25 protein-coding genes are annotated in these 25624 nt (G+C 66.8%); all 25 read right to left on the bottom strand.

Annotated features, from left to right (window positions below; genetic code table 11):
* Window positions 1-32: 32 nt before the first annotated feature.
* Window positions 33-512, bottom strand: a complete 480-nt coding sequence (locus ACEOAB_RS23520; protein WP_413747811.1) for a carboxymuconolactone decarboxylase family protein — start codon at window positions 510-512, stop codon at window positions 33-35.
* Between the two features lie 255 nt (window positions 513-767).
* Window positions 768-1403: a peroxiredoxin-like family protein gene (locus ACEOAB_RS23515; RefSeq protein WP_413747810.1), complete on the bottom strand. Its 636-nt coding sequence runs from the start codon at window positions 1401-1403 to the stop codon at window positions 768-770.
* Between the two features lie 66 nt (window positions 1404-1469).
* Window positions 1470-1727, bottom strand: coding sequence for a ubiquitin carboxyl-terminal hydrolase 14 (locus ACEOAB_RS23510; protein WP_413747809.1), 258 nt, complete (start codon window positions 1725-1727; stop codon window positions 1470-1472).
* Between the two features lie 98 nt (window positions 1728-1825).
* Window positions 1826-3517, bottom strand: coding sequence for an electron transfer flavoprotein-ubiquinone oxidoreductase (locus ACEOAB_RS23505; protein ID WP_413747808.1), 1692 nt, complete (start codon window positions 3515-3517; stop codon window positions 1826-1828).
* Between the two features lie 11 nt (window positions 3518-3528).
* Complete coding sequence (locus ACEOAB_RS23500; protein WP_413747807.1) at window positions 3529-4428, bottom strand: glutathione S-transferase N-terminal domain-containing protein; 900 nt, start codon at window positions 4426-4428, stop codon at window positions 3529-3531.
* 223 nt (window positions 4429-4651) lie between these two features.
* Window positions 4652-5071 carry a cupin domain-containing protein gene (locus ACEOAB_RS23495; protein WP_413747806.1) on the bottom strand — a complete coding sequence of 140 codons (420 nt, stop codon included), beginning with the start codon at window positions 5069-5071 and terminating at the stop codon, window positions 4652-4654.
* Between the two features lie 146 nt (window positions 5072-5217).
* Window positions 5218-5634, bottom strand: coding sequence for a carboxymuconolactone decarboxylase family protein (locus tag ACEOAB_RS23490; protein ID WP_413747805.1), 417 nt, complete (start codon window positions 5632-5634; stop codon window positions 5218-5220).
* 62 nt (window positions 5635-5696) lie between these two features.
* Entirely contained in the window at window positions 5697-6890 is a 1194-nt protein-coding gene (locus tag ACEOAB_RS23485) for a bifunctional alpha/beta hydrolase/OsmC family protein (protein WP_413747804.1), read from the bottom strand.
* Window positions 6891-6957: 67 nt separating this feature from the next.
* Entirely contained in the window at window positions 6958-7317 is a 360-nt protein-coding gene (locus tag ACEOAB_RS23480; RefSeq protein WP_413747803.1) for a hypothetical protein, read from the bottom strand.
* Complete coding sequence (locus ACEOAB_RS23475; protein ID WP_413747802.1) at window positions 7314-7946, bottom strand: glutathione S-transferase N-terminal domain-containing protein; 633 nt, start codon at window positions 7944-7946, stop codon at window positions 7314-7316. The genes ACEOAB_RS23480 and ACEOAB_RS23475 overlap by 4 nt, the downstream gene beginning before the upstream one ends.
* Before the next feature lie 219 nt (window positions 7947-8165).
* Window positions 8166-8939, bottom strand: a complete 774-nt coding sequence (locus ACEOAB_RS23470; RefSeq protein WP_413747801.1) for a hypothetical protein — start codon at window positions 8937-8939, stop codon at window positions 8166-8168.
* Between the two features lie 3 nt (window positions 8940-8942).
* The gene (locus ACEOAB_RS23465) at window positions 8943-10178 is read right to left on the bottom strand and encodes a hypothetical protein (protein WP_413747800.1); all 1236 of its coding nucleotides are present in this window, start codon (window positions 10176-10178) and stop codon (window positions 8943-8945) included.
* A 135-nt stretch (window positions 10179-10313) separates the two neighbouring features.
* On the bottom strand, window positions 10314-11444 hold the full coding sequence (locus ACEOAB_RS23460) for an iron-containing alcohol dehydrogenase (RefSeq protein WP_413747799.1): 1131 nt from the start codon (window positions 11442-11444) through the stop codon (window positions 10314-10316).
* 123 nt (window positions 11445-11567) lie between these two features.
* Window positions 11568-12491 carry a LysR substrate-binding domain-containing protein gene (locus ACEOAB_RS23455; protein ID WP_413747798.1) on the bottom strand — a complete coding sequence of 308 codons (924 nt, stop codon included), beginning with the start codon at window positions 12489-12491 and terminating at the stop codon, window positions 11568-11570.
* A 98-nt stretch (window positions 12492-12589) separates the two neighbouring features.
* Window positions 12590-13219, bottom strand: coding sequence for an NAD(P)H:quinone oxidoreductase (gene wrbA, locus ACEOAB_RS23450; protein WP_413747797.1), 630 nt, complete (start codon window positions 13217-13219; stop codon window positions 12590-12592).
* Between the two features lie 58 nt (window positions 13220-13277).
* Entirely contained in the window at window positions 13278-14228 is a 951-nt protein-coding gene (locus tag ACEOAB_RS23445; protein ID WP_413747796.1) for a ring-cleaving dioxygenase, read from the bottom strand.
* A 31-nt stretch (window positions 14229-14259) separates the two neighbouring features.
* Window positions 14260-14940 (bottom strand): nitroreductase, encoded by a 681-nt coding sequence (locus ACEOAB_RS23440; protein ID WP_413747823.1) that lies wholly within the window; start codon window positions 14938-14940, stop codon window positions 14260-14262.
* A 168-nt stretch (window positions 14941-15108) separates the two neighbouring features.
* A complete protein-coding gene (locus tag ACEOAB_RS23435; protein WP_413747795.1) occupies window positions 15109-15996 on the bottom strand; it encodes a tryptophan 2,3-dioxygenase in 888 nt (295 codons plus the stop codon).
* Window positions 15993-17396 (bottom strand): amidase, encoded by a 1404-nt coding sequence (locus ACEOAB_RS23430; RefSeq protein ID WP_495653144.1) that lies wholly within the window; start codon window positions 17394-17396, stop codon window positions 15993-15995. Before ACEOAB_RS23430 ends, ACEOAB_RS23435 begins: the two co-directional genes overlap by 4 nt.
* A 119-nt stretch (window positions 17397-17515) precedes the next feature.
* Window positions 17516-18565 (bottom strand): glutathione S-transferase family protein, encoded by a 1050-nt coding sequence (locus tag ACEOAB_RS23425; RefSeq protein ID WP_413747793.1) that lies wholly within the window; start codon window positions 18563-18565, stop codon window positions 17516-17518.
* A 174-nt stretch (window positions 18566-18739) separates the two neighbouring features.
* Entirely contained in the window at window positions 18740-19363 is a 624-nt protein-coding gene (locus ACEOAB_RS23420; protein WP_413747792.1) for a glutathione S-transferase family protein, read from the bottom strand.
* A 167-nt stretch (window positions 19364-19530) separates the two neighbouring features.
* Window positions 19531-20394 (bottom strand): hypothetical protein, encoded by an 864-nt coding sequence (locus ACEOAB_RS23415; RefSeq protein ID WP_413747791.1) that lies wholly within the window; start codon window positions 20392-20394, stop codon window positions 19531-19533.
* A gap of 31 nt (window positions 20395-20425) precedes the next feature.
* On the bottom strand, window positions 20426-21394 hold the full coding sequence (locus ACEOAB_RS23410) for an alpha/beta fold hydrolase (RefSeq protein ID WP_413747790.1): 969 nt from the start codon (window positions 21392-21394) through the stop codon (window positions 20426-20428).
* Between the two features lie 119 nt (window positions 21395-21513).
* Window positions 21514-22557 carry a LysR family transcriptional regulator gene (locus ACEOAB_RS23405; protein ID WP_413747789.1) on the bottom strand — a complete coding sequence of 348 codons (1044 nt, stop codon included), beginning with the start codon at window positions 22555-22557 and terminating at the stop codon, window positions 21514-21516.
* Between the two features lie 166 nt (window positions 22558-22723).
* On the bottom strand, window positions 22724-25594 hold the full coding sequence (locus tag ACEOAB_RS23400) for an ATP-binding protein (protein ID WP_413747788.1): 2871 nt from the start codon (window positions 25592-25594) through the stop codon (window positions 22724-22726).
* Window positions 25595-25624 lie beyond the last annotated feature (30 nt).

Here is a 25624-nt window from a genome sequence, read left to right as displayed (position 1 = left end):
TTGGATGACGGGGACGATTCCTGGCAGCGGGGTCAGGCGAGCTTCGCCTTGTCCAGACCGAAGACCTTGTCGGAGGCGCCGGGCACGCTCTTGAAGCCGATGTTCAGGCGGCTCCATGCATTGGTCGACATGACGAGGAAGGTGAGGTCGGAGATTTCCTTTTCCGACAGCTGCGTGCGCACGCGCTCGTAGATTTCGTCGGGCACGCCTTGCTCGGGCAGCTTGGTCAGCACTTCGGTCCAGGCCAGTGCCGCGCGCTCGCGCGGAATGAACAGCGTCGACTCGCGCCATGCGGCCAGGTGGTACAGGCGCAGCTCGCGCTCGCCCTGGAGCTTGGCCTGCTTGACGTGCATATCCAGGCAGAAGGTGCAGCCGTTGAGCTGCGACGTGCGGATCGACACGAGGTTGCGCAGCGGCTCTTCGATTGCGCCCTCCTTGATGGCGTTGAGGAACTCGACGAACTTCTTGAAGAGTTCGGGCGATTGCTCGACATAGTTGACACGTTGGGTCATGACCAATTCCTTGAATGGGTGGCGAATGCCTGGACTCAGAAGCGGCTGAGTCATCCGTTTGCGAAGATCGCGTAGACAGCACATAGCGTAGGTTCGGGAGGTCGCGGCCGGTAGCCACGCACGAGGCCTCATGGTGTTGCCCGATGCGCAACAGTCCGGCCGGGGACTCGGCATGTGAGCCGCGAACTGCTGAGCCCCATGCGACGAAGCCCGCCAGTCACTGGCGGGCTTCGTCGCATGGGGTGCCTGCGGGCGTCAGCTGCTGCTCACCGCCGCAAGGGAACGGCCACGGACCAGGTCTTCGATCACGCGCAGAACATCGGCCGGCTCCGCGCGCTTTCTGATGTCCTCCTCGATGTGAGCGAAACGGATACGGCCTTCCTCGTCGATCACATAGGTCGCGGGCACCGGCAACACCCAGAGGCCGTTTCCATTCAGGACGGGAATGTCGGTGCCCACTGAACCGTAGAAGCTCACGAGTTCGGGAGGAAGCGTGAAGGCCAGCTCGAAGCCATTCGCAGCGTCGAGGTTGGAATCGCTGAGTACGGTGAACGCGAACTGGTTGTCCTCTGCCGTGCGCATCGAATGGCCAGGCGTCTGCGGCGAGATCGCCAGGAGTGTGGCGCCGAGCCTTGCCAGGTCTTCCGCTCGCTGGTGCCAGGCTCGCAACTGGAGGCTGCAGTAACCGCACCAGCCGCCACGGTAGAAGACCAGCACGAGCGGTCCCTTGCGCCACACCTCCGACAGGCGAACCGGACGGCCGGACCCGTCCGGCAATGTCGCGTCAGGCGCAAGGTCGCCGGCGCGCTTGGCGCGGGCAGCGATGCCCGTGGCATCGAACACCGCATCGGCGGCGTCGTTGTGGTCGAAGGCTGAAAATTGCGGGCTCATGGCAGGGCTTCAAAAAATTGGGGGAAGTCGATCGTCTAGTGCACGCCGCTGCATCGCACCCGAGCCTCAGACGAGCTTCTCATCGACATAGCACCATCGCCAGGATTCGCCGGGTTCCGCTGATTGCACGACCGCGTGGCCGGTCTCGTGGAAGTGACCAGTCGCGTGCTTTCCCTGCGACGAGTCACAACATCCGACGTGGCCGCAGGTCAGGCACATGCGCAGGTGAACCCAGCGGCTGCCGGACCGCAGGCATTCCTCGCACCCGTTGGTGGTCGGCGCGACCGGGCGAACCTGGTTCAGGTGCGTGCAGCCGGCGGTCATGCGTGCACCTGTGCGTGGGAAGGTGGCAGTGAAGGCGAGGGGATGAAAATCTTCATGGCATTGGCTCCTTGGCGTTCGCCAGCGGCGAACGGGTCGATCTACATAGATGCATAGGTGGGACCGTCGCCGCCTTCGGGCGCGATCCACACGATGTTCTGGGTCGGGTCCTTGATGTCGCAGGTCTTGCAATGGATGCAGTTCTGCGCATTGATCTGCAGCCTGTCTTCGCCCTTGTCGTTCTGGAGGAACTCGTAGACGCCGGCGGGGCAGTAGCGGCTTTCGGGGCCGGCGTACACGCGCAGATTGACGTCGACCGGTACCGCCGCATCGCGCAGCGTCAGATGCACCGGCTGGTCTTCCGCGTGGTGCGTGTTGCTCAGGTAGACCGAGCTCAGGCGGTCGAAGCTGCGCACGCCGTCCGGCTTCGGATAGGCGATGGGCTCGCATTGGTCCGCGTGCCGCAGGCTTTCATGGTCCGGGCGCGTGTTGTGCAGCGTCCATGGCGGCGCCGCGATGCCCAGCCTGGGCATCAGCCACTGCTCGACGCCTGTCATCAGCGTGCCGGCGAGAGAACCCTTCTTGAACCACAGCTTGAAGTTGCGGGACTGATGCAATTCCGCGTGCAACCAGCTGCCTTCGAAGGCGTGTGGATAGTCCACGAGTTCGTCTCCCGAGCGCCCCGCATGCAGCGCTGCGCAGGCGGCTTCCGCGGCCAGCATGCCAGTCTTGATGGCCGCATGACTGCCCTTGATGCGTGCGGCGTTCAGGTAGCCCGCGTCGCAACCGACCAGGACTCCGCCGGGGAACACGGTGCGCGGCAGGCTCTGCGGTAAACCGTTGTTGATGGCGCGTGCACCGTAGCCGATGCGCGTGCCTCCATCGAGGTGCCTGCGAATCGGAGGGTGCGTCTTCCAGCGCTGAAACTCCTCGAACGGGCTCAGCCAGGGGTTGCGGTAGTCGAGGCCGACGACAAAGCCCAGTGCCACCTGGTGGCCATCGAGGTGATAAAGAAAGCCGCCGCCGAAGGTCTCGCGGTCCATGGGCCAGCCGGCGGTGTGCACGACCAGGCCCGGTTCGGCCCGCGAGGGGTCGATGTCCCACAGTTCCTTGAGGCCGATGGCGTAGCTGGCCGCATCACGCCCCGCGTCGAGCCCGAACCTCGCGATCAATTGCCGCCCGAGCTGCCCGCGTGCGCCTTCGGCAAAAACCGTGTACTTGCCGCGAAGCTCGACACTGGGCTGGAAGGCAGCCGTCGGCTCGCCGTTGCGGCCCACACCCACGTTGCCGGTGGCCACGCCCGAGACGCGTCCTTGCGGGTCGTACAGGATCTCGGTTGCGGCGAAGCCCGCGAAGATTTCGACGCCAAGGCTCTCTGCATGCGCGCCCAGCCACTTGACCAGCAGGCCGAGGCGCACGACGTAGTTGCCCTCGTTGCGAAAGCACTGCGGCACCAGAAAGTCCGGCGTGCGCATCGCGCGTTTCTTGCCGAGGAACAGGAATTCGTCGCGCGTGACGGGCTGGCTCAAGGGGGCACCCAGCGCGCGCCAGTCGGGCAGTAGCTCATCGATGGCGCGAGGGTCCATCACCGCGCCCGAGAGCGTGTGCGCTCCGGGCTCGCTGCCTTTTTCGAGCACCGCGACCGAGAGGCCGGCATCGATCTGCTTGATCCGGATGGCGGCCGCCATGCCGGCGGGGCCGCCGCCCACGATGACGACGTCGTAGTCCATCGACTCGCGCGGCCCGGGGAAGGGCGATGCGGGCGGTGCGGATGAGGCGGGCGCAGCGGTCATGGGCGCGGCGTCTACAGATCGAGCCGGATCGCGCCACTGCTGACATAGCGCGAGAAGTTCTGGAACGGAATGGCCGCCTGTCCGCGGTAGTTCTCGTCTTGCCAGCTGAAGACCGTGTCCATCCGGGAGACTTCGATCTCCACGAGGCCGCGGCGCACTTCGAGCTCGGCGCCGTCGCCTTCGCTGTACTCCACCATCCCGACAACTTCGGCGTTGAGCGTGGTGGCCAGGTTGTCGCGGATCCGTTCGTTCAAGCGCATCAACTGATCGGCGGCGCTGCGCGCAGGTTCGGTACGCGGCGCCAGGCCTTCCTCCATCACGAGTGCCGCATGCACGCCTTCATCGGCATGCATCCGGCGAACGAAGGCCGTCAGGTGCTCGAAGCCGTTCAGGCCGACCTTCGTGCCGATGGCCCAACGCAGCATCACGAAGTGGTAGGCGTCGGCGATGGAGCGCTGGCCCGTGAGCCAGTCGCGCCCGGCGAGTTGCGCATCGAGCCGCCGAAGGTACTCGCGCACGTGGCCGCGCGCCGTGGCGGCAAGTTGTGCCGCCAGGCCGTCGTCCGGCAGGTAGCGCTCGGGAAAGAAGATCGGCCTGAACGCCTTGTGCACGTCGGAGTTCAGGAAGCCGAGCCAGCGCATCACCTCCGCCCGCGAGCGTGGCGAGCCGTCGCCCGCCAGCTGCAAATGCGGATGCAGGTCCGCGAGGTAGCCGAGGATGGCCACGTTCTCGGTCAGTATGAAGTCGCCATGTGCGAGCAGCGGAACCACGCCGGTCGGGTTGAGCGCCAGGTACTCCGGCGTCTTGATGCTGTGACGGTCCATGCGGACCGTCTCGTACGGCTGACCCGACCATTCGAGCACGATGTGGTCGGCCAGCGCGCTGGCGCCGGGCATGTAGAAGAGTTTCATGGCGTGGGTCCTGTGTGCTTGTGCCGGCTTCCTGTTGCAGGAAACAAGGAATGCCTTCCGCCCGCCGCGTCGCCGTGTTGCTGGTCGGATTTACGCGGGGACACCGCGCCGACGTGAGTCTGTCCCGTGCACGAACGGGTGGAAAGTGCACGCCTCATTACAGCCGCCTCGGCGATCTGACACCCGTCATCTTCGTTGCGGCGGGCGGAATGCAAACCGTGGGTTATTTGACCGGGATGAAGAAATCGGCACCCTTGTTCTTCACGAGCATGACCACGAACTTCGCGGGCTTGGTCTTGCTCGCGTTGCGTCCGACGGTGTGAATGTCATCGGGGCCTTCGTAGAAGGTGTCGCCGGCTTTCAGCGTCACCTCCTTGCCGCCCTTCACGCCCATCACGATCGAGCCTTCGAGCACGTAGACGTAGCTGTGGGCATCGTGGCGATGCACGGGATCGGCAGCGCCTGGCGGATAGTCCACCGTGATCATCAGCACTTCCTTGCCGGGGATGTCCTTCATCTCCTGGGTCAGAAGCGGCGTCACCTTGGCGTCCTTGGGCCCGCCGTGCGATGCGGTGTGCTGTGCCATTGCGGCGCCTGCGGCGAACAGAAATGTCAGCCCGAGGCTTCTTGCAATCTTGATCATGGTCTTGCCTTCGTTGATGCGATGGGTGAATCGTAGGATCGGGTGCCGGGGCGCGGTAGGCCTGTGCGACGGATCATGGTGTTGTCCGCAAGGCACCAATCCGATGCCCCGCGGCAGCCGGATCGTTCGGGCGCTCGCGACCTGCGTCATCGCGTGGCCTGCACAGGCATCCGGGTTGACTGGCTCAGGGCGTTCTCCAAAGCGATGGCAAGGCTGAGACCCACCAGCGCCTCTTGCCCTATCAGGGTGAGGACTTCCTGGCAAAGCGTGTCGGGAGTGGATGTCGAGCCCCGCGGGGACAGCGCCTCCGCCCACGCGAGCACGGCCTGCTTCTGCGGCCGGAGGGCCGCACCGGCTTCGCGCCAGTCCGCCACCAGCACCAACTTCTCGATCGAAAAGCCCGCATCGATGAGCGACAGGAAGTGAGCGTCGATGCGCGCGTCGCATCCGTGAACCTGGGCGACACGCAACTTGGCCAGCCCGACCAAGCCGAGGCAAAGGCCGCTCCGCTCGACACGCCGATGAATGAGGTCGGCGGCTTCATGGGGGACTGGCGGGCTCATTGAAGTACCTTCGTGCTTCGCACTGCGGTGCGAGCTTGCTAGGGGGCGGCTCGGCGCGGCGCTCATTCCGGTGGCTCGCCTTCCACAGGCTCGAAGCGCGCTCCTCCTTCGAGCGTTCGGTGAACGGGGCATCGTTGCGCCATCTCCAGCAGCAGCGCGCGTTGCGCCTGCGTGATGGCGCCGTCGATGGACACCCGTCGGCTGAAGGCATCGGGCGGGGATGCCTCCTTGTCTTTCCGGTGGCTCACCGCGGTGCGGATGCGCGTGACCGGCCAGCCCTTGCTGTCGGCATAGTGGCGCAGCGTCATGGTCGTGCAGGCGGCGAGCGCCGACGACAGGAGGTTGTAGGGCGTGGGCCCCGAACCGAGTCCTCCCACCGTTGCGGGCTCGTCAGCGAGCCAGCGCGAGCCGCCCGAGCGCAGCGCGAGCTGGAATTTTCCCAACCCCGTTTCTTCGGCCTCGGCGTCCGCCGCGACCGGATGTCCGGCGGGCGGCTCGGGCAGGTAGGGGGCCGCCCAGGTCGCGATGAGGTGTGCGACCTGTTCGGCGTCTTCGCGCTTCGACAGCAGGTGGTCCGCATCGTCGAGCGAGAGAAAACTCTTGGGATGCCTCGCCGCCAGAAAGATGCGCGTGGCGTTCTCGATCTCGACCGTCCGGTCCTGCGGCGCATGGAGCAGCAGCAGTGGCCGGCGAAGGGCCGCGATGCGTGCACCCGGGTCGTGTGCGCGCAAGTCGTCCACGAAGACCTTGCCGACCGCCATGGGCCGTCCGACCACCTGGACCAGCGCCTGCCCCTCGGTCTCGAGGCGCGCAAGACCCGCCGGGTCCAGCAGGTGCAGCACCTGTGCCACGTCGAATGGCGCGGCGATGGTCGCGACGGCACGCGCGCTCGCGATGCGGCTTGCGGCGGCGAGCATGGCGGAGCCGCCGAGGCTGTGACCGATGAGCAGGTGCGGCGGCATTCCGGCGGCCTCCATGGCGTCGGCGGCAGACACAAGGTCCTGCACGTTCAGCGAGAAGCTCGCGTCGGCGAAGCTGCCCTCGCTGTCGCCCAGTCCGGTGAAATCAAAACGAAGCACCCCGATACCCACGCTGGCCAGCGCGCGAGCGATGCGCACAGCCGCGAGGTTGTTCTTGCCGCAGGTGAAGCAGTGTGCGAAAAGCGCCCAACCCCGCTGGATACCCTCGGGCATTTCGAGGCTGCCCGACAGGCGGTGTCCATGGGCATTGAGAAGTTCGAAGGGGCGAGTGGGCACGGGGCGATTTCCTGTGTCTGAAGCAGATGCGTACGGATCGGGATGCCTGCCAAGTCGACGGGCTTGCTCAGGCGTCGAACGCGGTCGAGTCGCGCCAGCACAGCGCCGTGAGAACGGCGCCTTCACCGTCGATCTCGAACTCGTCGGGCAGCGGCCCGTCGATGCGTTCCAGTTGCACGGTGCCGGCCAGCCGCTCGCGCAGGTCACGCGCCCATCGGCTGCCGTGTGCCATCCAGGCGGGACTGATCTCGTCGCCGTCCGGCGAGGGTTCCAGCATCACGATGACGCGCAGCACGGGTTCGTCCGTCGCCTGGATGGCCCACAGGCGACGAACGGCGGGCTGCTCGGCGTACCAGCGGGCGAGAGCGCTCGACGCGGCGCAGCGCGGTTCGGGGGCTTCGAGGGAAGATGCCAGCGAGAGTCTCATGGCGTGCCGGCCGACTGAGGCATGCCGCGCTCGGCGTCCAGCGCGGCTTGCACACCGGCGTCGCCGTCCATCATCCGGACGAAGCGTGCGAGGTTGTCCAGGCCGTGCATGTCGACCTTCTTGGCCGCCGACCATCGCGAGAGCACGAACAGGTACGGGTCCGCGATGGACCGCTCGCCTGTCAGCCAATCGCGTCCATCGAGTTGACCGTCGAGCCGCGCGAGGTATTCGCGCACATGGCCGCGCGCGTTGTCGGCCAGCACGGGCGCCATCGCCGCGTCTTTCAGGAAACGCTGCGGCGTGAAGATCGGCTTGAACGCCTTGTGCACATCCGAGTTGAGAAAGCCCAGCCAGCGCATGACTTCGGCGCGGGCGCGCGGCGAGCCGTCGCCCAGCAGGCGCGCTTCGGGGTACAGGTCGGCCAGGTAGCCGAGGATGGCGACGTTCTCGGTAAGCGAGAGGTCGCCATGCGCCAGCAGCGGCACCGTGCCGCCCGCGTTGATGGCAAGGTAGTCCGGCGACTTGATGCTTTCCAGGCTCATGCGCACCGGTTCGTGGTCTGCGCCGATCCACTGGAGAACGATCAGGTCGGCGAGGGAGCATGCGCCGGGCATGTGATAGAGCTTCATGAGATATCCGTTGGGTTGAAGGGAGTCCATCGCTTTCGGCGGGACGTCGGCTTCGCGTTGTGAAGGAGAGGCTTGCGAACGATTCAATGCTAGGCAGGCGTGCGCAGCGGCGGTAGGCATGTGTCGGGGTGCACCGTGTTGTCGCGAGCGCATCAATCGTGGTGTCGGTGCTCTGAGCATTGATGCGCGCAGGGCAACACTGCAGTCACGCCATGGCACCTACCGCCGCCGGCTCAGAGGTGTCGAGCCCACGGTGAATGCCAGCGCGGCATCGGCGGGTGCAGCCGCTGGCGTATCGGCGGGCGTTTCGAAGCGTCCGCCGAGGCGATTGCCGGCCGGGTCTTCGAGGGTGCCACGCGCGATGAGCCGGTATTCGCCTGCGCGCCATGGCGCATGCGGCGTGAACGCCCAGGTGCTCTCGCCGTTTTTCAGCAGGGCTTGGCCGCTCACGCGCCGGCCGTGCGGGTCTGCGATCGCGAGGTAGTCGGCCTCCCGGCCATCGATGGGGCCGTCCAGCGTTACGACGAGCGCTTGTCTCGATGCCGCGCGCACCGACGACAGGCGCCATGCCGAGACCGCCGGGCCGCTCGTGTCCGCGGGCCCGACGCGCCAGTGCTGGATGGGACGGTCGTCAAGCGTCAAGGTCACATCGTCGCCGTCGACCAGGATCGGCCCCAGGGCCTCGCGCGCATTCAGGCCGGTCTTGACGCGGCCCGGATGCATCAGCACGGTCAGGATCCGGCCGCTGGGCGACCAGAGTTCCTGCTCGAGAAACGGTTGCGCGAGCGGCTTTCCGTCGGGGCGCAGCAGAGCGAGCCTCGGCAGCACCGGGCCTTCGATCCGTGTCCCGAACTCGATGGACAGGCGCAGCAGGTTGGCGGGCACCTGCTCGGCAGATGGCTGGACGCGCACCACCCGTGCGGGCGGTGCGGCATGCGAAGCGCCCAGCGCCGCGGCAAGCACTGCGGCGCCGCACAGTCGGCGAAGACGCACGGCTTACTCCGACGCCTTGATCAGATCCGCAAAGCCTTCGTCCTTCAGCAGCATGTCTTGCCGGGGCTTGATGTTCTGCAGCTGGAAGTCGTTGCCCTTGAAGCTGTACTCCGCGAAGGCGTACTCCGAGACGTGGTCGGTCAGCCGGAAGCTGAGCTCCTTGCCGATGGAAACGAGCTGCAGCGCGTCCTTCTCGAGCCGGCGGCGCACGACCACGAACGACTTCTCGTCCAGGTTGTCCAGCCGCAGCGTGCCGGCCAGCGGCGCCTGTATCACCTCGACGCCCGCGAGCTGCCCGAAGGGCACCTGCTTCTCGATGCCGGGCCGGGAGCCCGTGGCCTCCAGCTGCGACACGGGAATGACGTTCGACACGCGGTCGAAATTGGCCAGCAGCAGGAAGTCTTCGGTCTTGCCCTGTTCGGTGCGCGAGTAGGAGATCATGTCGGCCGGTGTGTTGCCGTAGCCGAGTTCGGCGACCGTCTTGCCGCGGATGTGCGCGCCGTCCTTCAGGTCGTCCAGCGGGATCGTCACGAGCGGGGTGCAGGTGTAGGCGGCCACCAGGTAGGGCTTGCCGCCCCAGCTCGCGAAGCTCATCGCGCGGATCGGCGCGCGCGTCTCGATCAGGTTGTGGCCCGCGTGGTAGATCTCCACCGAGGTGACCGACTGTTTCGTGTCGAACGGGTACTTGACCCGGCGCAGCGTCGAGGCGAAGTCCTGGTTGGAAAGACCCGCCACGAACAGCTCGCCTTCGCGCCACTTCATGTCGGTGACGGTGAAGCTGCGCTCCGGCGTTTCCTTCCAGAAGCTGTAGTCCGAGGTGGGGGCGTCGCGCAGCGCAACCGAGGTGGAGGCCGCCGCTTTCAGGTCGACACGGCGCGCCTTCTTGTCGCTGGTGACGAGGATGAGCGCCGGCGCCTTCGCGGCGCCGTAGCTCACCGCCACGTACACCTGTGCGGTGCCGGGCCGCACCACCATGTCCTCGACAGTGACCTTGGCGCCGCCGACCTGGGCGGAGAGCAGCGTCTCGAGGTCGAGGATGTTGAAGGCGGTGCCTGCCGGCTGCTGCTGCGCCGCCGGCAGCGAGATCGCATGGACGCGGGCGGCTTTCCAGTCGGCGATGAAAAGGATGTTGCCGGGACCCGCGGCGAGCCGGGAGATGGATTTCACATCCGCCGCGGCGGCGCTGACGGAAGCACCGAGGCAGCAGGCGAGGACGGTGGCGGTGGCACAGAGACGCATGGAGAGCTCCTGGAAGGGTGGGATGGACCCCAACGATCCTAGGAACGGCCGGCCATCGGCGGTAGGCATGCGGCAGGGACCACGGCGTTGTCCGCAACGCACCAATGCGCCGGGGGCCGGGCGATCACCAGGCGCTCACCAGAGGCTCTCGAGCAGCGCGTCGAGCTTGACGCTCGCGTTGTTGCCGAGGTCGGCCACCTCGTTGGGGTAGTTCTTCTTCAGCAGGCGTGCGACCTCGGGGAGCTTGGCCCGGTCGAGGTCGAAAGCGCCGATGCGCTCGGGCAGGCCGAGCGACCTCACCACTTGCGAGATCCGGTCAGCCAGGTGCGTTGCGGCATCCTCGTCGCGTGAAGCGCCGCCGTTGTCCGCGGTGAAGATGCCGAGCTTGTCGCCGTAGAAATCCGCACAGGCGCGAATCACCGGTGCCAGCGTGATGCACGAGGTCGCGCTGTGCGGCAGGCCGAAGGTGCCGCCCAGGATGTGGCCGATGCGGTGGCTCAGGCCGTAGATGACCGACGCCGGTGAGAAGTAGCATTGCCACGCCGCGAGTTGCAACTGCAGCAGGTCGTCGGTCGTCACCAGCCCCTGCTCGAGCGCCGTGCGTGTTTCCACGGTCTTCGGCCACTTCTGCAGGACGCGGAGAAACCGTGCCAGCCCGCTGGCCGCCATGATCGCGTGGGGATGCTCCCTCGTGACTTTGCGCATGCCTTCCACCGCATGGTCCATTCCCTTGACGGCCGAGGCGAGCAGCAGCGCGCGCGGCGTGTCGGACACGAGCACCGGATCGATCACGACCGCCTTGGGCACCGTTTCGCGCACCGCATAGCTGCGCTTGAATTTCTCCGGACCGTCCGTCTCGGTGATGCCGAAGTAGTGAGAGAACTCGGAGCCCGACAGCGTTGTCGGCAGGGCCGCGATGGGCAGGTAGCGCCCGGTCTTTTCATGGTGCAGGTGCGACACGGCCTTGGCCGCATCGAGCACCGAGCCGCCGCCCAGCGCCACGATCGATTCGGCACCGGCCTGCAGGCAGGCATCGAGGCCGGCCTGCACTGCCACGTCCGGCACGTGCGCCGGCAATTCCATGAAGCTGCCCACGGCCTGCTTCAGGTTGGGCCGCACGCACTCCTGGTAGAGCTTCGTCAGCGGTTGGACGGTGAACGTCATCGGCCGATGGATGCCGTGCTCGCCGAGCCGCGCCACCGCGCCCTGCAGGATGTGCTGGCCCCAGAAGATGCCGTCTTGCGGCAAGCAATTCAAATGATTCATCTCGATCGGCCTTGTGGAAGTCAAGGCCGAAAAGATAGGTCCTTCACCCACCGCTCACAAGCCGCTCTTCGCCAGACACAGCGTCCATGTTCGTGGACGACGCAGCCGCGCTGCGCGGGCGCTTCACTCGAAGCTGCGCGGGTGATCGAAGGCCGTGACGACCGGCATTTCCACCGCGAGGAAATCGACCAGCGAACGCACTGCGGGAAGCAATCCGGTGCGAAACGGGATCAGTGCCGAGATGCGGGCATCCGCCGCCGACCAGTCGGGCAGCAGTTGCTGCAGGGTCCCGTCCCGCAACTCCGACCTGCAGATATACCCCGGCAGCGCCGCGATGCCCAGGTTGGCGCAGGCCGCTTCTTTCAAGGCGACCATGTTGTTGCTTTGAAAGCGCGGGTCGATGGGCATGACGAGTTCTTCGTCGTTCGGCCCCTTCAGCTGCCATTGCAGCGGCCCGTTGCGCACCATCGCGATGCTCGCGTGCCGGGCAATGTCCGCGGGGCTCTCGGGCACGCCGTTTTGCGCGAGGTACCCCGGGCTCGCGAACAGGTACCAGGGCACATCGGCCAGCGCGCGCTGCACCAGGGTGGAGTTCTGCAGCGGCGCCGTGTGCCCGCGTATCGCAAGGTCGAAGCCTTCGCCCACGATGTCCACGTACCGGTCGGTCGCGATCTCGACGATGCGCACCTTCGGGTAGCGGTTCAGGAAGACAGGAAGAATCTCGCGCAGCGCGAACTGCGCAATCTCCACGGCCGTGGTCAGGCGGATGACGCCGCTGGGTTCGGCCAGACGCTGGCGCACCGCCTCTTCGGCCACGTCGGAGCTGTGCAGCATCGCGACCGCGTACTGGTAGAACTCCTTGCCGATGTCGGTCATGCCGAACTGGCGTGACGTCCTGTTGAGCAGGCGCACGCCCAGGTACCCCTCGAGCTCCTGGACGCGGTGGCTCAGCGTCGACTTCGGCAGGCGAAGGGCCGACCCGGCGGCCGTGAAGCCTCCGCGGTCGACGACTTGGACGAAATAGAAGACATCCTTCAGATCCAGCATCGCAATCCTGGTGAGAGAGCAGGCAGCCCGCGCAGCATACGCAGCGACAGCGCTGCCGCCGAGGATAGCGCTGCAACTCCTCGCTCGCTATCCCTGTCTCAGGCGGCTTCGGCCACCGGCTGCGCCACGCGCAGCGACCGTGCCACCGAGGCGACGCGTCGGCCCTGGTAGGTTGCGACGGCGAGGTCTTCGGCGCCGGGCATCACCGAGTCGCGGTTGGAGACGTGGGTTGCGCCGTAGGGCGTACCTGCCGCGAACATCGCTGGATCGGCATAGCCGAGCGGAACGATGATCAGGCCCAGATGCGCCATCGGGCCGTAGAGCGACAGCAGCGTCGCCTCGTTGCCGCCGTGCCTGGAAGAGGTCGAGCCGAACACCGAGCCGGCCTTGCCGTTCAGCTTGCCCTGGAACCACAGGCCGCCGAGCGAGTCGATGTAGGCCTTGAGCTCGGCGGCGACGGAGCCGAAGCGCGTCGGCGTACCGAAGACGATGGCATCTGCCCATTCGGCGTCGGCCTCGGTCGGGGCTTCGTACTTGGCGTTCATCTCGCTGGCCCGCTCGGACCACTCGGGCACCTGGCGCATGACCTCGGGCGCGACGAATTCCCGCGCGCGGCGGAGCCGGACTTCCGCGCCTTCGGCCATTGCGCCTTGCGCGACGGCCTTGGCAAGAAGCTCGGTGGAGCTGTTGCGGGAATAGAAAGCGATGAGGACCTTGGGTTTGGACATGGGTTGACCTGTGTGGGAATCAAAGAGAAAAGAAGGCAGAAAGGTGTCTTGCGCGCCTTCAGACGGCAATGGGCTCCAGGCGCGCGAGCAGTTCGTCCTTGCGGTCGCGCAGCCATGGTGGCAGCTGGAACTCCGCGCCGAAGTGGCCGGGCTCCTCGTCGATGGCAAAGCCGATGTCGGTGGTCGCCGCCTCGAACATCACGCCGCCAGGCATCTTGAAATACATCGAGCGGAAGTAGTTGCGGTTGACCGATTCGGAGGTGTCGATGTGCCCCATCGACATCAGCTTCTCCTTGATCTGCATCTGCTGCTCGACGTTGTCCACCGCGAAGGCCACGTGGTGGATCGTGCCCTCGCCGTAGATCGACGAGCCTTGCAGGCGGTCGGGCTCGTGCACGAATTCGACGATGGTGCCGGGCTTGCCGTCGGCGGTTTCGAAGCGGTGGTGAGGGCCGGATTGGCCGGCGTAGTGGAAGTCCAGCGCCTCCTTCATGAAGATGATGGATTCGTCGACCTCGCGCAGCGACAGCGTGATGCTGTGCACGCCCCGGATCGCGAATTCCGCGGGGATGCCGTCCGCGATGCAGGGCGGACGCGTGTCGTGTTCGGAGGCCACGAGGTCGAACTCGATGCCGCAGGGGTGCTGGAAGCGTTGGCGTTGCTCGCCGAAGCGCTCGACGACGGCCTTGTCGAAGGTCACGCCACGGGCGCTGAAGCGCTCACGCCAGAAATCCAGCGAGCCCGCCGGCACCGAGTAGTTGATGACCTTGATCTGGCCCGAGCCACGGCGCCCCTTCACTCCCTTCTGCTTGAAAGGGAAGGACGTGACCAGCGTGCCGGCGTCGCCCTGCGCGTTGCCGTAGTAGAGGTGGTAGACCGGCTCTTCGCCGTCCAGCAGCACCGTTTTCTTGACCAGGCTCTGGCCCAGCAGCTTCACGTAGAAATCGACGTCTTCCTGTGCGCCGCTGACGCACGCGGTCAGGTGATGAAAGCCCTTGATGATCGACATGTGTGTGCCCTTGTGTGAGTGCGGTGGGTGGCTAGTGAGTGAACGAGGCGAATTGTTCGACCGGCGTTTTCTGCAAGGTCATGCGGTTCTCCGGCATGCCGTTGTTGGCCCAGCCCAGCGACATGCCGGCAATCACCATCTCGTCCTGCGGGATGCCCAGTTCTGCGCGCAGGACATGGTGTTGCAGCGACCAGATCTGCTGCGGGCAGGTGTCCAGGCCCCGGCCCCTGGCGGCCAGCATGATGTTCTGCAGGAAGCAGCCGTAGCAGAGGAAGCTGGCCCATTCGAGACGGCGATCCATCGTGAAGATGATCCCGACCGGTGCATCGAAGAACAGGAACTGGCGCTCCACGTCGCGCAGGCGTCCGGTCTTGTCGCTGCGATGAACGCCCTGCGCATCGCCGAGCTGGCCGCGGAAGGTGTTGAAGCGGGTGCCGTACGGTTCGTGCAGCGGCTGGGGGAAGAAGGGGTATTCCGGGGCCAGCGTGGCATGGTTGGCACGGAACTCCGCCACGGCAGCCCGGGTGACGCGGTCGCGGGCTTCTCCGGTCACGACATAGCAGCGCCACGGTTGCGTGTTGCTCGAGCTGGGCGCATGGCTCGCGGCCGACAGGATGTCTTTCACTGTGTCGATCGGAACGGGCCGGTCGAGAAAGCCACGCTTGCTGCGTCGATCCCGGATGAGGTTATCGATGAAAGGTGCCGAATTCATTTCCAGAATCTCCATCAGTAGGTTGGTTGACATTGCGGTGTCTTGAAGTCTTGTTGTCGAGCTCACGGGATCTCGTGAACGCCGGGGAAATCGTAGGGAGACGGCTGGCGCCTGAGAAGACGTCGCTTCTTGCACGCACGATCCGACAATCGCGAACGATCAGGGTGTTCACTTCCCCTGCCGGGCCATGTGCGGGCACACGGGCGGCGGGTCTCCGATGAAGGTGCGCGCCGACCAGAGTTCGGGGAACGGAATCTCGTCCATCGTGGGCGCGAGCCACGCGACGCCTTCGGTGCCGAAGTACGCCGGCCTTGCGCCGAAGGTGCGCCGCGTCGCCATCAGGTGGCGGAATTTCCAGTTGCAGAATCCTTCGGCAATGTCGGCCAGCGTCTCGCCGAGCTGCTGGAGTTCGACGTTGGCGCCGGGGTCGGCATAGACCTCGCGCCAGACCTGCTCGACCTCCTTGCTGGGGGTGTAGGGCGCGCTGAGGTCGCGCGCGAACAGATGCGCCGGCACGTTCATGCCCCTGCGCCGGAGAAAAGCGAGCACGTCGTCGTAGAGGCTGGGTTCGGCCAGTGCCTTCCCGAGTTGTTCGCGGCGATGCGGCTGCGGCTCGAAGTGCTGCAGATGCTCGGCCTGCTTGATGCCCAGCAGATAGACCATGTGCCGGTAGGTCCAGCCCTGCAGCGCAGTGTCCTTGCCATGCGTGGCGACCGCGCGCGAGAGGATCGCCAGCAGGTCGTTCGGCGTCATCCAGTCGATCGAGCGCCAGATGGCGTCCAGCGGCGCGTGGTGCGCCACGACCCGCTTCAGCGTGCGCCAGGCCTGCGGCAGGTCGTCCGCGCGCAGGAAGGCCTGGGCCGTCTGGATCTCCTTGATGATGAGCATCCAGTAGAGCTCCGACACCTGCACATGCACGATCCAGGCGTGCTCGCCCGGATGGTCGCTGACCGTGCGCTGCAGCGAGTGCAGCGCGTCGGTCTGTATCCATGCGCTGTAGGGTGTCTGGCCGGACGCAGGACGTTCGATGGTCCGAGGGGTGGGGGTGTCGTTCATGGTGTGCTCCTGGTGGTGGGGTAATGCGTCGATGCGCCGGCGTGCAGCAGGCGTTCGATCCGCTGTGCCATCTGCAGCAGGGCGCCGTCGCGGCCCGGCTTGGCCACGATCTGCATCCCGGCGGGCAGCAGGCCGTCGCGTGCGGCGAGGGGAATCGAGATGGCGGGGAATCCCGCGACATTGAAAGGCGCCGTGTAGGTCATCAGCGCCTCGCGTACCGTGCCCGACCAATGGCCGATGTCGATCGATGGCTGGCCCACCCGCGGTGCGGTGCAGGGGCAGGTCGGCAGAACCAGAAAGTCGACCACCGACATGGCGCAATGCAGCCTGGCGGTGAAGTCGCGCCGCACCTGCAGCGCGCGTGCGTAGTCGCCCAGCGTCACGGTCCTGGCGCGTTCGAGCCGGTCGATGGTCTCGCGCCCGTAGTGGGCCGCGATGCGGTCGGCGTCGTTGCGCCGGAAGTGCTCTGCGCCGCCTTCGGTGAGCACGATGTGCGCAAAGGCCTCGAAGACGCCGTCGAACAACCCCGGCTCGTCGAGCGCCCCGCACGCGAAGACCTCGTCGAGCCGTGCAACAGCGGCATCGAACGCCGTGGCGACCTCGGCGCTCGGCGGCACGGGCGCGACCTCGCGCACGACGCCCATGCGTGCGTGCGGGTGTTCGAAGTCCCGCGGCGCCTCGATGCCGAGGGCAGCCGCGAGGATCGCGACGTCGTCCACCGTCTCACCCAGCAGGCCCGGATGGTCCAGCGTCGGCGCCAGCGGAAAGATGCCGCGCGTGGACAGTGCGCCGAAGGTGGGCTTGAACCCGACGACCCCGCACAGCGCGGCCGGGATTCGCACCGATCCGCCGGTGTCCGTGCCCAGGCCTGCGGCCACGGCCCCGTAGGCGATGGCCGCGGCGCCGCCGCCGCTGGAGCCGCCGGGAATGCGTGTGCGGTCCAGCGGGTTCAACGTGTCGCCGAAAACCTCGCTGGCCGTCGTCACGCCCCATGCGAACTCGTGCGTGGCCGTCTTGCCGATGGTAATGGCGCCGCGATCGACCAGCGCCTGCACCACGTCGGCGTTGGCGGCCGGCACATGTCCCAGGTAGGCGGCCGACCCGTAGCGGGTCTCGATGTCCCGGGTGTCGATCAGGTCCTTGACGCCGATGGCCAGCCCCTCCAGCGGGCGCTGGCGGCCCTGGGCATAGCGCCGCTCGCTTTCCACCACGGCCCGCAGCGCGCCGTCCCAGTCGATGGTGGGGAAGGCGTGCAACTCGCGCTGGCCGGCCTCGGCGGCATCGAGCGCCTGCTCGACCAGGCCGCCGACCGAGATGCGCCCCGTGGCCAGCGCCTCGAGCGCGCGGCGAAGGCCGGGCGCGCGCGGGACCACGCGGATGGGTTGGCGAACGGCGTTCAATGCTTGCCTCCGTGTCGGATGGGTGTCATGGGGCGAACGCGCCCGCCGTCACGAAGCGACGGGCGACAGGATCGCTGGCGGAAAGGGGCGGCGTGCTGCTTCGCGACGCGCGGGAAAAATCAGGCCAGGGCTTCGGCCTGGCAGTTCGCCACGGCCTCCATCCAGCGGGAGGGCGGCATCGAATCGAGCGAGGCCCGAATCGCTTCCCTGCACAGCGAAGGCCGCTTGGCCAGGAGCTCGAAATAGTGCGTGACATGGGGCAGCGCATCCCACATCGACGCCAGGCCGAGGTAGTTCAGGCGCACGAGGTTCACGCCCCACAGCACGTCCGCGAGCGAGAAGGCGCGCCCGTTCGAGAAGCCGAACGTGCCCGCGGCCAGGTCGCGCTCCAGGTCGGCCAGCAGCTGCGCTGTCTGAAGGCGCGCGGCGCGCTGGAACTCGGGGTCCTGGCACACCTTCTTGCCGCCGCTTTCCTTCGCGATCTTGGCCCGGTAGGCGGCCACCAGTTCGGGATCGTCCGCGTTGTCGTCGATCAGGCGCTGCAGCGCCATGAGCTTGTAGTCATAGACCGTGCGCATCGCCTCCTTGAGCGCGTCGGGCCGCAGGTCCGCATCCGGATGGAAGCCGTAGAGGAGGGCGCCGTTCGGAATCCTGTCGACGATGCCGACCTGGCGCATCACCTCGGCGCGCGCGTCGGGCGCGTCTGGCAAGAGCTGCGCCGGCTCGCGCGAGACCTCGTCCAGGTAGACGCAGATGCGCTGCGAATCGGCGATCACGCGGCCGGCCTCGCGGTCGACGAGCAGCGGCACGACGCAGGGGTCGAAGCCTTCCGACTCGACCGAAGTCCGTCCGCTGTAGCCGCTCACGTAGTCGCGCTTCAGGGTGCGCCCGGCGACCAGGCGCAGGCGGATGTAGGCGGGGTCGTAGTGTTCGGCCGGAACCAGCCCTTCGCTGCCCATGGCGCCAAGGATCCGCATGTCGTTGGAGCGGTAGGCCAGCGCCTTCTCGTGCAGCACCGTGCGCACTTTCTGCGAGCACAGCGAGCTCGCCGCATGGAACAGCTCGAAGCGCGGCTCCGGGGAGCTGCCCACCAGGGTGATGCGGGCGGGGTCCGCAACGGCGGCGCGCGCGGCGGCGGTCATTTCGATCAGGGAGGCACGACTCGTCATCACATTCCTCATCCGCCTGCGCGGCAGGCACACCAACCAACAATCAATGAGCAGCTTTTCGTTCGATCCGGCTCAGGATGAACGCAGGCAAATCGTAGGGAAGCGGTGGGTGATTGAGAAGGCGTCGGACCTTGTACGCACGGTCCCGGAATGTCGAACGATCGAAGGCGCGGTTCAGCGTCCGGCTGCCTGGCCGGCTTCGGGAATCAGCGGCACCCAGCCGCGCTGGCCGTGCACGCGCACCAGCCAGTCGCGGATGCCGGCAAAGCGCGCCATGTCGTAGCCGCCCTGCCCGGCCAGTGACACGTAGGCGGACAGTGCGAGGTCGGCGACGGTGTAGTGCTCGCCCACCAGCCATGTGCGGCCGCGCAGCCACTGCTCGAGTTTTTCGAGGCCTGCGTACCCGTCGACGTGGAGCCGCTCGATGTCCTGCCGCCGATCCTGCGCATGGCCGTGCAGGTGAAGCACGCGCGGGACGGCAATGGCTTTCTGGAGGTCGGCCTGCTCGAAGAAGAGCCAGCTCGTGACCTCCGTTCGCAGGTAGGGATCGTCGGGAAGGTAGGGGGTGCCTTGGGCAAGATGCAGCAGGATCGCGCCCGATTCGACGATCGGGCGGCCGTCTTCCAGCACGAGGACCGGCACGCGTGCGAACCGGCTGATTTGGCCAAACGCGAGTTCGCGCGCCTCGCCTTTCTGCAGATCGAGCGTGACCCGGTCGTAGTCCAGGCCCAGCTGGCTCAGCAGGATGCGGATCTTCCAGGAGTTGCCCGATAGACGACTGTCGTAGAGACGCAGCATGGTTGACTCCATCAAGTGAGGCCCGCGGCCGGAAGATCGGGCGGGGCCCGAAGGCCCGGCCGCCGATTTTCACCGCAGAAGGCGATGCCGCCAACGGCCTCGCGCGCCTCGGCCCCCGCGCAGATGCAGCGCAGGAAGCTGCCGTCGGACGTGTCTCGAACCTCCGTTCAGGCGCTGAGCCAGAAGGCCACGTTGCGCACGTACTGCTTCGTCGAGCGAAGCGCTTCGGAGAAGCGGACGATGCCATCGCCGGCCGGTTCGGTCACGAAGGAAGGACAGCCGGCCGATGGGTCCCAGTTGTAGTCTGCGAAATGATGAAAGGTCGATTGCGCGATGGCCCGGCCACCGTGCTCGGAGTGCTCGAACGCGACCGCGATGTTGTAGCGCCTGCCGGACATCGAGCTCTGGCCTTCCATGACGACGCGGCAACTCGAATCGCCTGGAGGGACGCTGACCGTGCCTTCATGCGGATGCGCGGGCAGGTACTGGATCACGCCCGTGGCCGAGCGCCTGTCGCGCATCACCGGGTGAATGCTGCCGACCGAACGGATGCGCTGGTAGTCGCCATTCGCGCCCGAGTGGTAGTTGGGCCATGAGATGGGGGCCGAGAACGGGTTGTCGGCGCATTGGCGATTCGTATCGGGCTCGCAGTTGCGGGTATGGAAGTGGTGCGCGGCGCCCACGCCGCTCAGGTTGCAGATCGAACTGCCCAGGTCCATGTGGTCGCGCGTGACCATGAGGCCGCCGCCGCGACGGCGGAATCGGCTGATGCTCGCGCAATCTTCCGGTGTCAGGCCGTCGCCGGTATCGACGGCAAAGAGCCAGAGCTGGTCGAAGTCCGATTCATCCAGCGTCGACAGCACGGGGTCTGGGGCCGCGCGTGGCGTGCGGTTGCGCGCGGTCACCTGGAAAGCGGGCCGACCGTCGTCGTCCTGCAGCTGCGAGAGAAACGAACCCAGGCGACTGAAGCGCGCGATGTTCCAGTCGTCCGGGTCTCCTTCGATCGTGGTTTGCAACAATAGATTCAGCATGGTGCAGGTTCGAGGTCAGTCATGTTCGCGTTCAGCTCTTGAGGAAGGCAAGCAGGTCCGCATTGACCTTGTCCTGCATCGTGGCGGTGAGCCCGTGCGGCGCGCCGGGGTAGTAGATCGCCCTGGCGCCCTTGACGAGCTGCACGGACTTCTTCGCCGAATCGTGGATGGGCACGATCTGGTCGTCCTCGCCGTGCATGATCAGGGTGGGCACATCGATCTTCTTCAGGTCTTCGGTGAAGTCGGTCTCGGAGAAGGCCTTGATGCACTCGTAGGAGTTCTTCTGGCCGCATTGCATGCTCCAGAGCCAGAACTGGTCGAGGATGCCTTGCGACACCTTCGCGCCCGGGCGGTTGGCGCCGAAGAACGGGAGGGAAAAGTCCTTGTAGAACTGCGAGCGGTCGCCGGCTACGCCGGCGCGAAGGCCGTCGAACACCTCGATCGGAAGGCCTTCGGGGTTCGCCGCTGACTTCACCATGACCGGCGGCACCGCGCCGATGAGCACGGCCTTGGCCACGCGCTTGCTGCCATGGCGGCCGATGTAGCGCGCCACCTCGCCGCCGCCGGTGGAGTGGCCGACCATCGTGGCCTTCTTCAGATCGAGCGCCTCGAAGAGAACTGCGAGGTCATCGGCATAGCCGTTCATGTCGTTGCCCGACGAAGACTGGCTCGAGCGGCCATGCCCGCGCCGGTCGTGCGCGATGACGCGAAAGCCGTTGCGCGCGAGGAAGTGCATCTGTCCGTCCCATGCGTCCGCGTTGAGCGGCCAGCCATGGGAGAAGGTGACGACGGGGCCGTCACCCCAGTCCTTGTAGTAGATCTGCGTGCCGTCGGGGGTGGTGATGGTGTTGCCTGTCCTCGAAGGGCTCCGGGGTTGGGTCGAACGGTTGCGGGTTGCCGCGTCGGCTGCGTCCTGCATGCCGAACGCGAGGGTTCCGGCGGCGACGGCAGCGCCGGTTGCAATCAGGTGACGGCGCGAAGGGTTCTGTGCGGTCTTCATGGTTTTCTGCGGTTGAAATTGGAACGGCGGACCACGGTGTTCGAGCGCTGCCAAGGAGGCCGTGGAATGGTTCAAATGCTAGGTCCGCCAAGGGCGAGGGGGTAGGCCCGCGCAAGGACTCACGCTGTTGTCGCGGCGGCACCAATCCCGGTGTCGGCCTGCAGCTTCGGGCTGAGGTCGGCGAGGCAGTCCAGGTCGGCGCTCCGGATCTTCGAGGTCATGAAGTCGATGAACACGCGCATGCGCGAAGGCAGGTGCTGCCGGCTCAGGTAGCAGATGTAGTGGCCGCTGTCGTCGGGTGCGTACTGGGGGAGGCACGGGACCAGCGCACCCGTTCTCAGCGACTCGCAGGCCAGGTAGCCCGGCAGCTGGGCGATGCCATGGCCGTCGAGCACGGCCTGCAGCACCAGGTCCGCGTCGTTGTAGGTGAGCTTGGCCTGTGGCACCAGCTTGCGTGGCTGGCCCCCCACCTTGAACTCCCACTCGAAGATGCGACCGGATGAAAAGCGGAAGTTGATGCACTCGTGCTGCGCCAGCGCTTCCACGCTGGCGGGCAGGCCGTGGGTTGCCTGGTAGGCGGGAGAGGCGCAGAGAAGCAACTGCATGGGGATGATCTGCTTGGCGATGATCTGGGCGTCTTCCATGCGGCCGTTGCGAAACGCGATGTCCACGCGGTCCGAGGTGAAGTCGGTCGGCTTGTCGTTGAGCAACAGGTCGATGGTGACCTCCGGGTAGGTGGCGCGAAATTCGCCCAGTAGGGGCGCAACGACCCGGCGGCCGAATCCGACCGCGGCGTTGATGCGCAGGTGCCCGCGGGGCGGGCCTTGCCGCAGGTCCCGCATTTCTTCCACGGCCTGGACGATCCGGTCGACCCCGGTGTGGCAGTTGGCGTAGAAGAGGTCGCCTTCGCGCGTGAGCGTGGTGCTTCGCGTGGTGCGCAGGAAGAGCCGGACGTTCAGCTGGTCCTCCAGCTTCTGGACGCTGCGGCTCACGGCGGAACGGCCGATGCCCAGGCGATCGGCGGCCCGTGCGAAGCTGCCTTCCGTGACGACGGCAATGAAGGCGACCACCCCTGCATAACTGGTGGCGAAGCTGGAGGCCAGCGGGTCCGCGCGTGGCGCGAGGGGGATGGAAGAGGGCGAAGGGAAGGCGGGGGTTGTCATGAGTCGGCTTCTCGGTTCGAGGGATCGGGTGTCCTGAATCCCTCCATGAAAGCGAAGCGGCCACTCTGCGCGCAAAGCCACGCCGGGGCCAGTTAAGCCCTGTCAATGTTTGTTATGGCCGGCCATCCGGCGCCGCACGCATGCGCCGGATGCGACGCGGAGTCTTTCAGCTCCGCAAGAGTTCGTTGCGCAGCGCGCGGGCGTGCGCAAGGCCGGGGTGCTCGCCGCGAGGCGCGGCGCGCCCGCAAATCTCGTCCAGCAGTTCGAGGGCGTCCTTCGCCTTGCCCAGGCGAACCCACAGCCTGGCAGTGCTGATCGCCGCGCGGAACTCCCATCCCAACGCGCCTTGTTGCCTGGCCGTGTCGATGGCGCGCCGGTAGAACGCCTCGGCCTCATCGTCGAGGCCGCGCTGCTCGCAACGCAGCCCCGCGGCGCGCCAGATCTCGGCGGCGCTCCATTGGCCGTGTCCGGCGCCGGCCCGCGCGATCGTCTCGTCGTCGATCCAGTCGGCGCAGAAGGTCACGAGCATTTCCTTGCGGGGCGCGTCGAACTCGTCGAGTTGCCGCGCGACCTGGCGAACATGGCGGTCCCGGTCGTCCGCGGTGCGCGTCTGCAGGCCCAGCGCATAGCAGTGCGCCCACTGGTGCCAGTACACCAGGCCTCTGCGCTGGGCCTCGTCCAGCAGCATGCGAACCCATTTGCGCGCCAGTTCCAGCTCGCCCGACCACAGGGCGACTGGGCATGTTCCGAACAACGCGAAGCACAGCGACAGCGCATTGCCCCCGGCCTCGGCAAGAGCCACTGCGCGGGTGGCGGTGGCCATGGCCTTCGCCGCATCGCCCTGGAGCCAGAGCGTGCGGGCCAGCAAGGCGTTCGATGCGACGGCGGCATCGACCTGGAACAGGTTGACGGGCGTCTGGCGCACGGTGTCGCCCACAAGGATCGCCGCCTGGGCGCCGGCATTCGCGGCGGAAAGATCCCCGCAGAAGTGGCTCGCCAGCGCGGTCATTCGGTGCGCGAGATTGAGCGCGGCAGGGTCGGCGGTCGATTGCGCGAATTCGGACAGCACCTGCGACTGGTGCCGCGCGACCGCGTATTCGCCGCGAATCGCATGAAGCACGCAGATGCCCCAGCGGGCCTGCAGCTCCAGCACGACCGACCTGACCGACATGGCGACAGCAAGCGCGCGCTCGCAGGCGGCGCCCATTTCCGGGACTGGTCCCCGGGTGTGCCACAGCGCATTGCCCAGTGCGATCTGCAGCCAGGCCTCCGTCTCCGTGCCCGTGCCTGGCTGTTTCGCGAGGCACCCGAGCGCGGCGATGACCCGGTCGCGGTATTCCTCGACCTGCGAGACGTGAAACCACAAGGGCGCCGAAGCGATGGTGAGTTCCGCGCCGGTCTGCCAGTCGTCCGGTTGTGCGAGGCAGGCGTCCAGTGCACTGCGCACGTCGTCCAGCCGGTGCGAGTAGCGCGCGTTCCAGGCGTGCACGGTGAGTTCGCCTGAATCCGACGTCGCGGCGCTCATCAGCTCGCGCATGAAGAGCGCATGGCGCCTTCGCAGCGCCGGGCCTTCATCGGTTTGCGCGAGAAGTGCCGCGGCGTAGCTTCGCGTCGTGTCGAGCAGCCGGTAGGGTGCGATGGCGTCGCTGTTGTCGAACGACACCAGCGACTTGTTGGCCAGCGAGATCAATGCATCGAAGGCTACTTCGGGGTCCATGTCCGCGCGGGTGACGCTCAGCGCGGACTCGACGTCGAAGCGCCCCCGAAAGACCGAGAGCCGCCGGAAGAGCCGCAGCTCCGCGTCGTCCAGCAGTGCGATGCTCCAGTCCAGCGCCGCCGCGAGCGTGCTGTGCCTGGGCACGGCGGCCCTGCAGCCCGCGGAGTAGAGCCGCATGTGGTCGTTCAGCCGGAACGCAAGGTCGCCGACCGGCTGGACGCCCAGGCGTGCTGCCACCAATTCGATGGCCAGCGGAATGCCATCCACCTGCCGGGCGATCGTTGCAAGCAACCGGCCGTCCGAATCCTCGAACGCGCGAGCACCCACGGCCTTTGCACGCTCGATCAGGAGTTCGACCGCTGGCGATGCCATGGCTTCGGCCAGGTCGGCACATTCGGTGCCGGGCACCGCGAGCGGCGACAGCCGCTCGATGTGTTCTCCCTCGATGCGAATGGCCTCCCGGCTGGTTGCGAGGATGCGCAAGCCGGGCAGGGCGCCGAGCAGTTTGGTGACGAGCAGCGCCAGCGAGTCAAGCATGTGCTCGCAGTTGTCGATCAGAAGCAGCACATCGCGGTCCGCCAGCCGCTGGAGGATGGCCCGTGTCGTGTCGGGGGTGTCCGCCGGTGCGCCGAGCGAGCGGGCCACCGTGCTCGCCAGATGGGCCTGCGAGACCAGCGACGAGAGGTCGATGAAGGCCAGCTGGATGTCCGTGCGTTCTGCATGGCATTCGGCCGCATGAATGGCGACACGGGTCTTCCCGATGCCGCCGGTGCCGGCGATGGTGACCAGCCGGCGCGTGGCGAGTGCCGCCATCACGCGCTCCATGTCGGCGTCGCGGCCCACGAGCCGGGTGAGGCGCTCCGGCAGCTTCGCGAAAGACAGTTCGGGCAGGGCGATCGCCCGCGACCGATCCTCGGTCGGCATGCCGACCGGCTCGCGAAGAACGCTGCCATTGAACCGGTAGCCGCGCAGGGGCATGTTCGAGATCCATTCCTTGCAGTTGTCTCCTTCTTGCGGTTCGCCCAAGGCCTTGCGAAGTGCGGAGATGTGGACCCGGACACTGGACTCCTCGACGACCACGCCGGCCCAGACGGTGGCGAGCAGCTCGTCCTTGCTCACGACCTCACCCGTGCGCCTGAGCAGCTGCAGGAGCAACTCGAACGAGCGGGAGCCCAGGCGCACGCTATGCCCGAGTCTTTCGAGCCGGCGCTGGGCCTCCCAGAGGATGAATGCGCCAAAGCGCCAGTGGACCTCGCTCGGCCCCTGCGCCGCGCCGGCATGCGCCTGCGATGGCGTGGAACGAGCCGCGATGTCGTACATGTCACCCACTCGTCAGCCCTCGCAATGCTT

The organism is Variovorax sp. Varisp53 (genome assembly GCF_059491555.1).
This window is presented reverse-complemented; position numbering and strand designations above follow the sequence as displayed.

What these genes read in the sequence shown, in the direction of transcription:
- ACEOAB_RS23520 (WP_413747811.1), bottom strand. Translation starts at nt 512, where the DNA reads ATGACCCAACGTGTCAACTATGTCGAGCAATCGCCCGAACTCTTCAAG.
- ACEOAB_RS23515 (WP_413747810.1), bottom strand. Translation starts at nt 1,403, where the DNA reads ATGAGCCCGCAATTTTCAGCCTTCGACCACAACGACGCCGCCGATGCG.
- ACEOAB_RS23510 (WP_413747809.1), bottom strand. Translation starts at nt 1,727, where the DNA reads ATGACCGCCGGCTGCACGCACCTGAACCAGGTTCGCCCGGTCGCGCCG.
- ACEOAB_RS23505 (WP_413747808.1), bottom strand. Translation starts at nt 3,517, where the DNA reads ATGACCGCTGCGCCCGCCTCATCCGCACCGCCCGCATCGCCCTTCCCC.
- ACEOAB_RS23500 (WP_413747807.1), bottom strand. Translation starts at nt 4,428, where the DNA reads ATGAAACTCTTCTACATGCCCGGCGCCAGCGCGCTGGCCGACCACATC.
- ACEOAB_RS23495 (WP_413747806.1), bottom strand. Translation starts at nt 5,071, where the DNA reads ATGATCAAGATTGCAAGAAGCCTCGGGCTGACATTTCTGTTCGCCGCA.
- ACEOAB_RS23490 (WP_413747805.1), bottom strand. Translation starts at nt 5,634, where the DNA reads ATGAGCCCGCCAGTCCCCCATGAAGCCGCCGACCTCATTCATCGGCGT.
- ACEOAB_RS23480 (WP_413747803.1), bottom strand. Translation starts at nt 7,317, where the DNA reads ATGAGACTCTCGCTGGCATCTTCCCTCGAAGCCCCCGAACCGCGCTGC.
- ACEOAB_RS23475 (WP_413747802.1), bottom strand. Translation starts at nt 7,946, where the DNA reads ATGAAGCTCTATCACATGCCCGGCGCATGCTCCCTCGCCGACCTGATC.
- ACEOAB_RS23465 (WP_413747800.1), bottom strand. Translation starts at nt 10,178, where the DNA reads ATGCGTCTCTGTGCCACCGCCACCGTCCTCGCCTGCTGCCTCGGTGCT.
- ACEOAB_RS23460 (WP_413747799.1), bottom strand. Translation starts at nt 11,444, where the DNA reads ATGAATCATTTGAATTGCTTGCCGCAAGACGGCATCTTCTGGGGCCAG.
- ACEOAB_RS23455 (WP_413747798.1), bottom strand. Translation starts at nt 12,491, where the DNA reads ATGCTGGATCTGAAGGATGTCTTCTATTTCGTCCAAGTCGTCGACCGC.
- wrbA (WP_413747797.1), bottom strand. Translation starts at nt 13,219, where the DNA reads ATGTCCAAACCCAAGGTCCTCATCGCTTTCTATTCCCGCAACAGCTCC.
- ACEOAB_RS23445 (WP_413747796.1), bottom strand. Translation starts at nt 14,228, where the DNA reads ATGTCGATCATCAAGGGCTTTCATCACCTGACCGCGTGCGTCAGCGGC.
- ACEOAB_RS23440 (WP_413747823.1), bottom strand. Translation starts at nt 14,940, where the DNA reads ATGAATTCGGCACCTTTCATCGATAACCTCATCCGGGATCGACGCAGC.
- ACEOAB_RS23435 (WP_413747795.1), bottom strand. Translation starts at nt 15,996, where the DNA reads ATGAACGACACCCCCACCCCTCGGACCATCGAACGTCCTGCGTCCGGC.
- ACEOAB_RS23425 (WP_413747793.1), bottom strand. Translation starts at nt 18,565, where the DNA reads ATGACGAGTCGTGCCTCCCTGATCGAAATGACCGCCGCCGCGCGCGCC.
- ACEOAB_RS23420 (WP_413747792.1), bottom strand. Translation starts at nt 19,363, where the DNA reads ATGCTGCGTCTCTACGACAGTCGTCTATCGGGCAACTCCTGGAAGATC.
- ACEOAB_RS23415 (WP_413747791.1), bottom strand. Translation starts at nt 20,394, where the DNA reads ATGCTGAATCTATTGTTGCAAACCACGATCGAAGGAGACCCGGACGAC.
- ACEOAB_RS23410 (WP_413747790.1), bottom strand. Translation starts at nt 21,394, where the DNA reads ATGAAGACCGCACAGAACCCTTCGCGCCGTCACCTGATTGCAACCGGC.
- ACEOAB_RS23405 (WP_413747789.1), bottom strand. Translation starts at nt 22,557, where the DNA reads ATGACAACCCCCGCCTTCCCTTCGCCCTCTTCCATCCCCCTCGCGCCA.
- ACEOAB_RS23400 (WP_413747788.1), bottom strand. Translation starts at nt 25,594, where the DNA reads ATGTACGACATCGCGGCTCGTTCCACGCCATCGCAGGCGCATGCCGGC.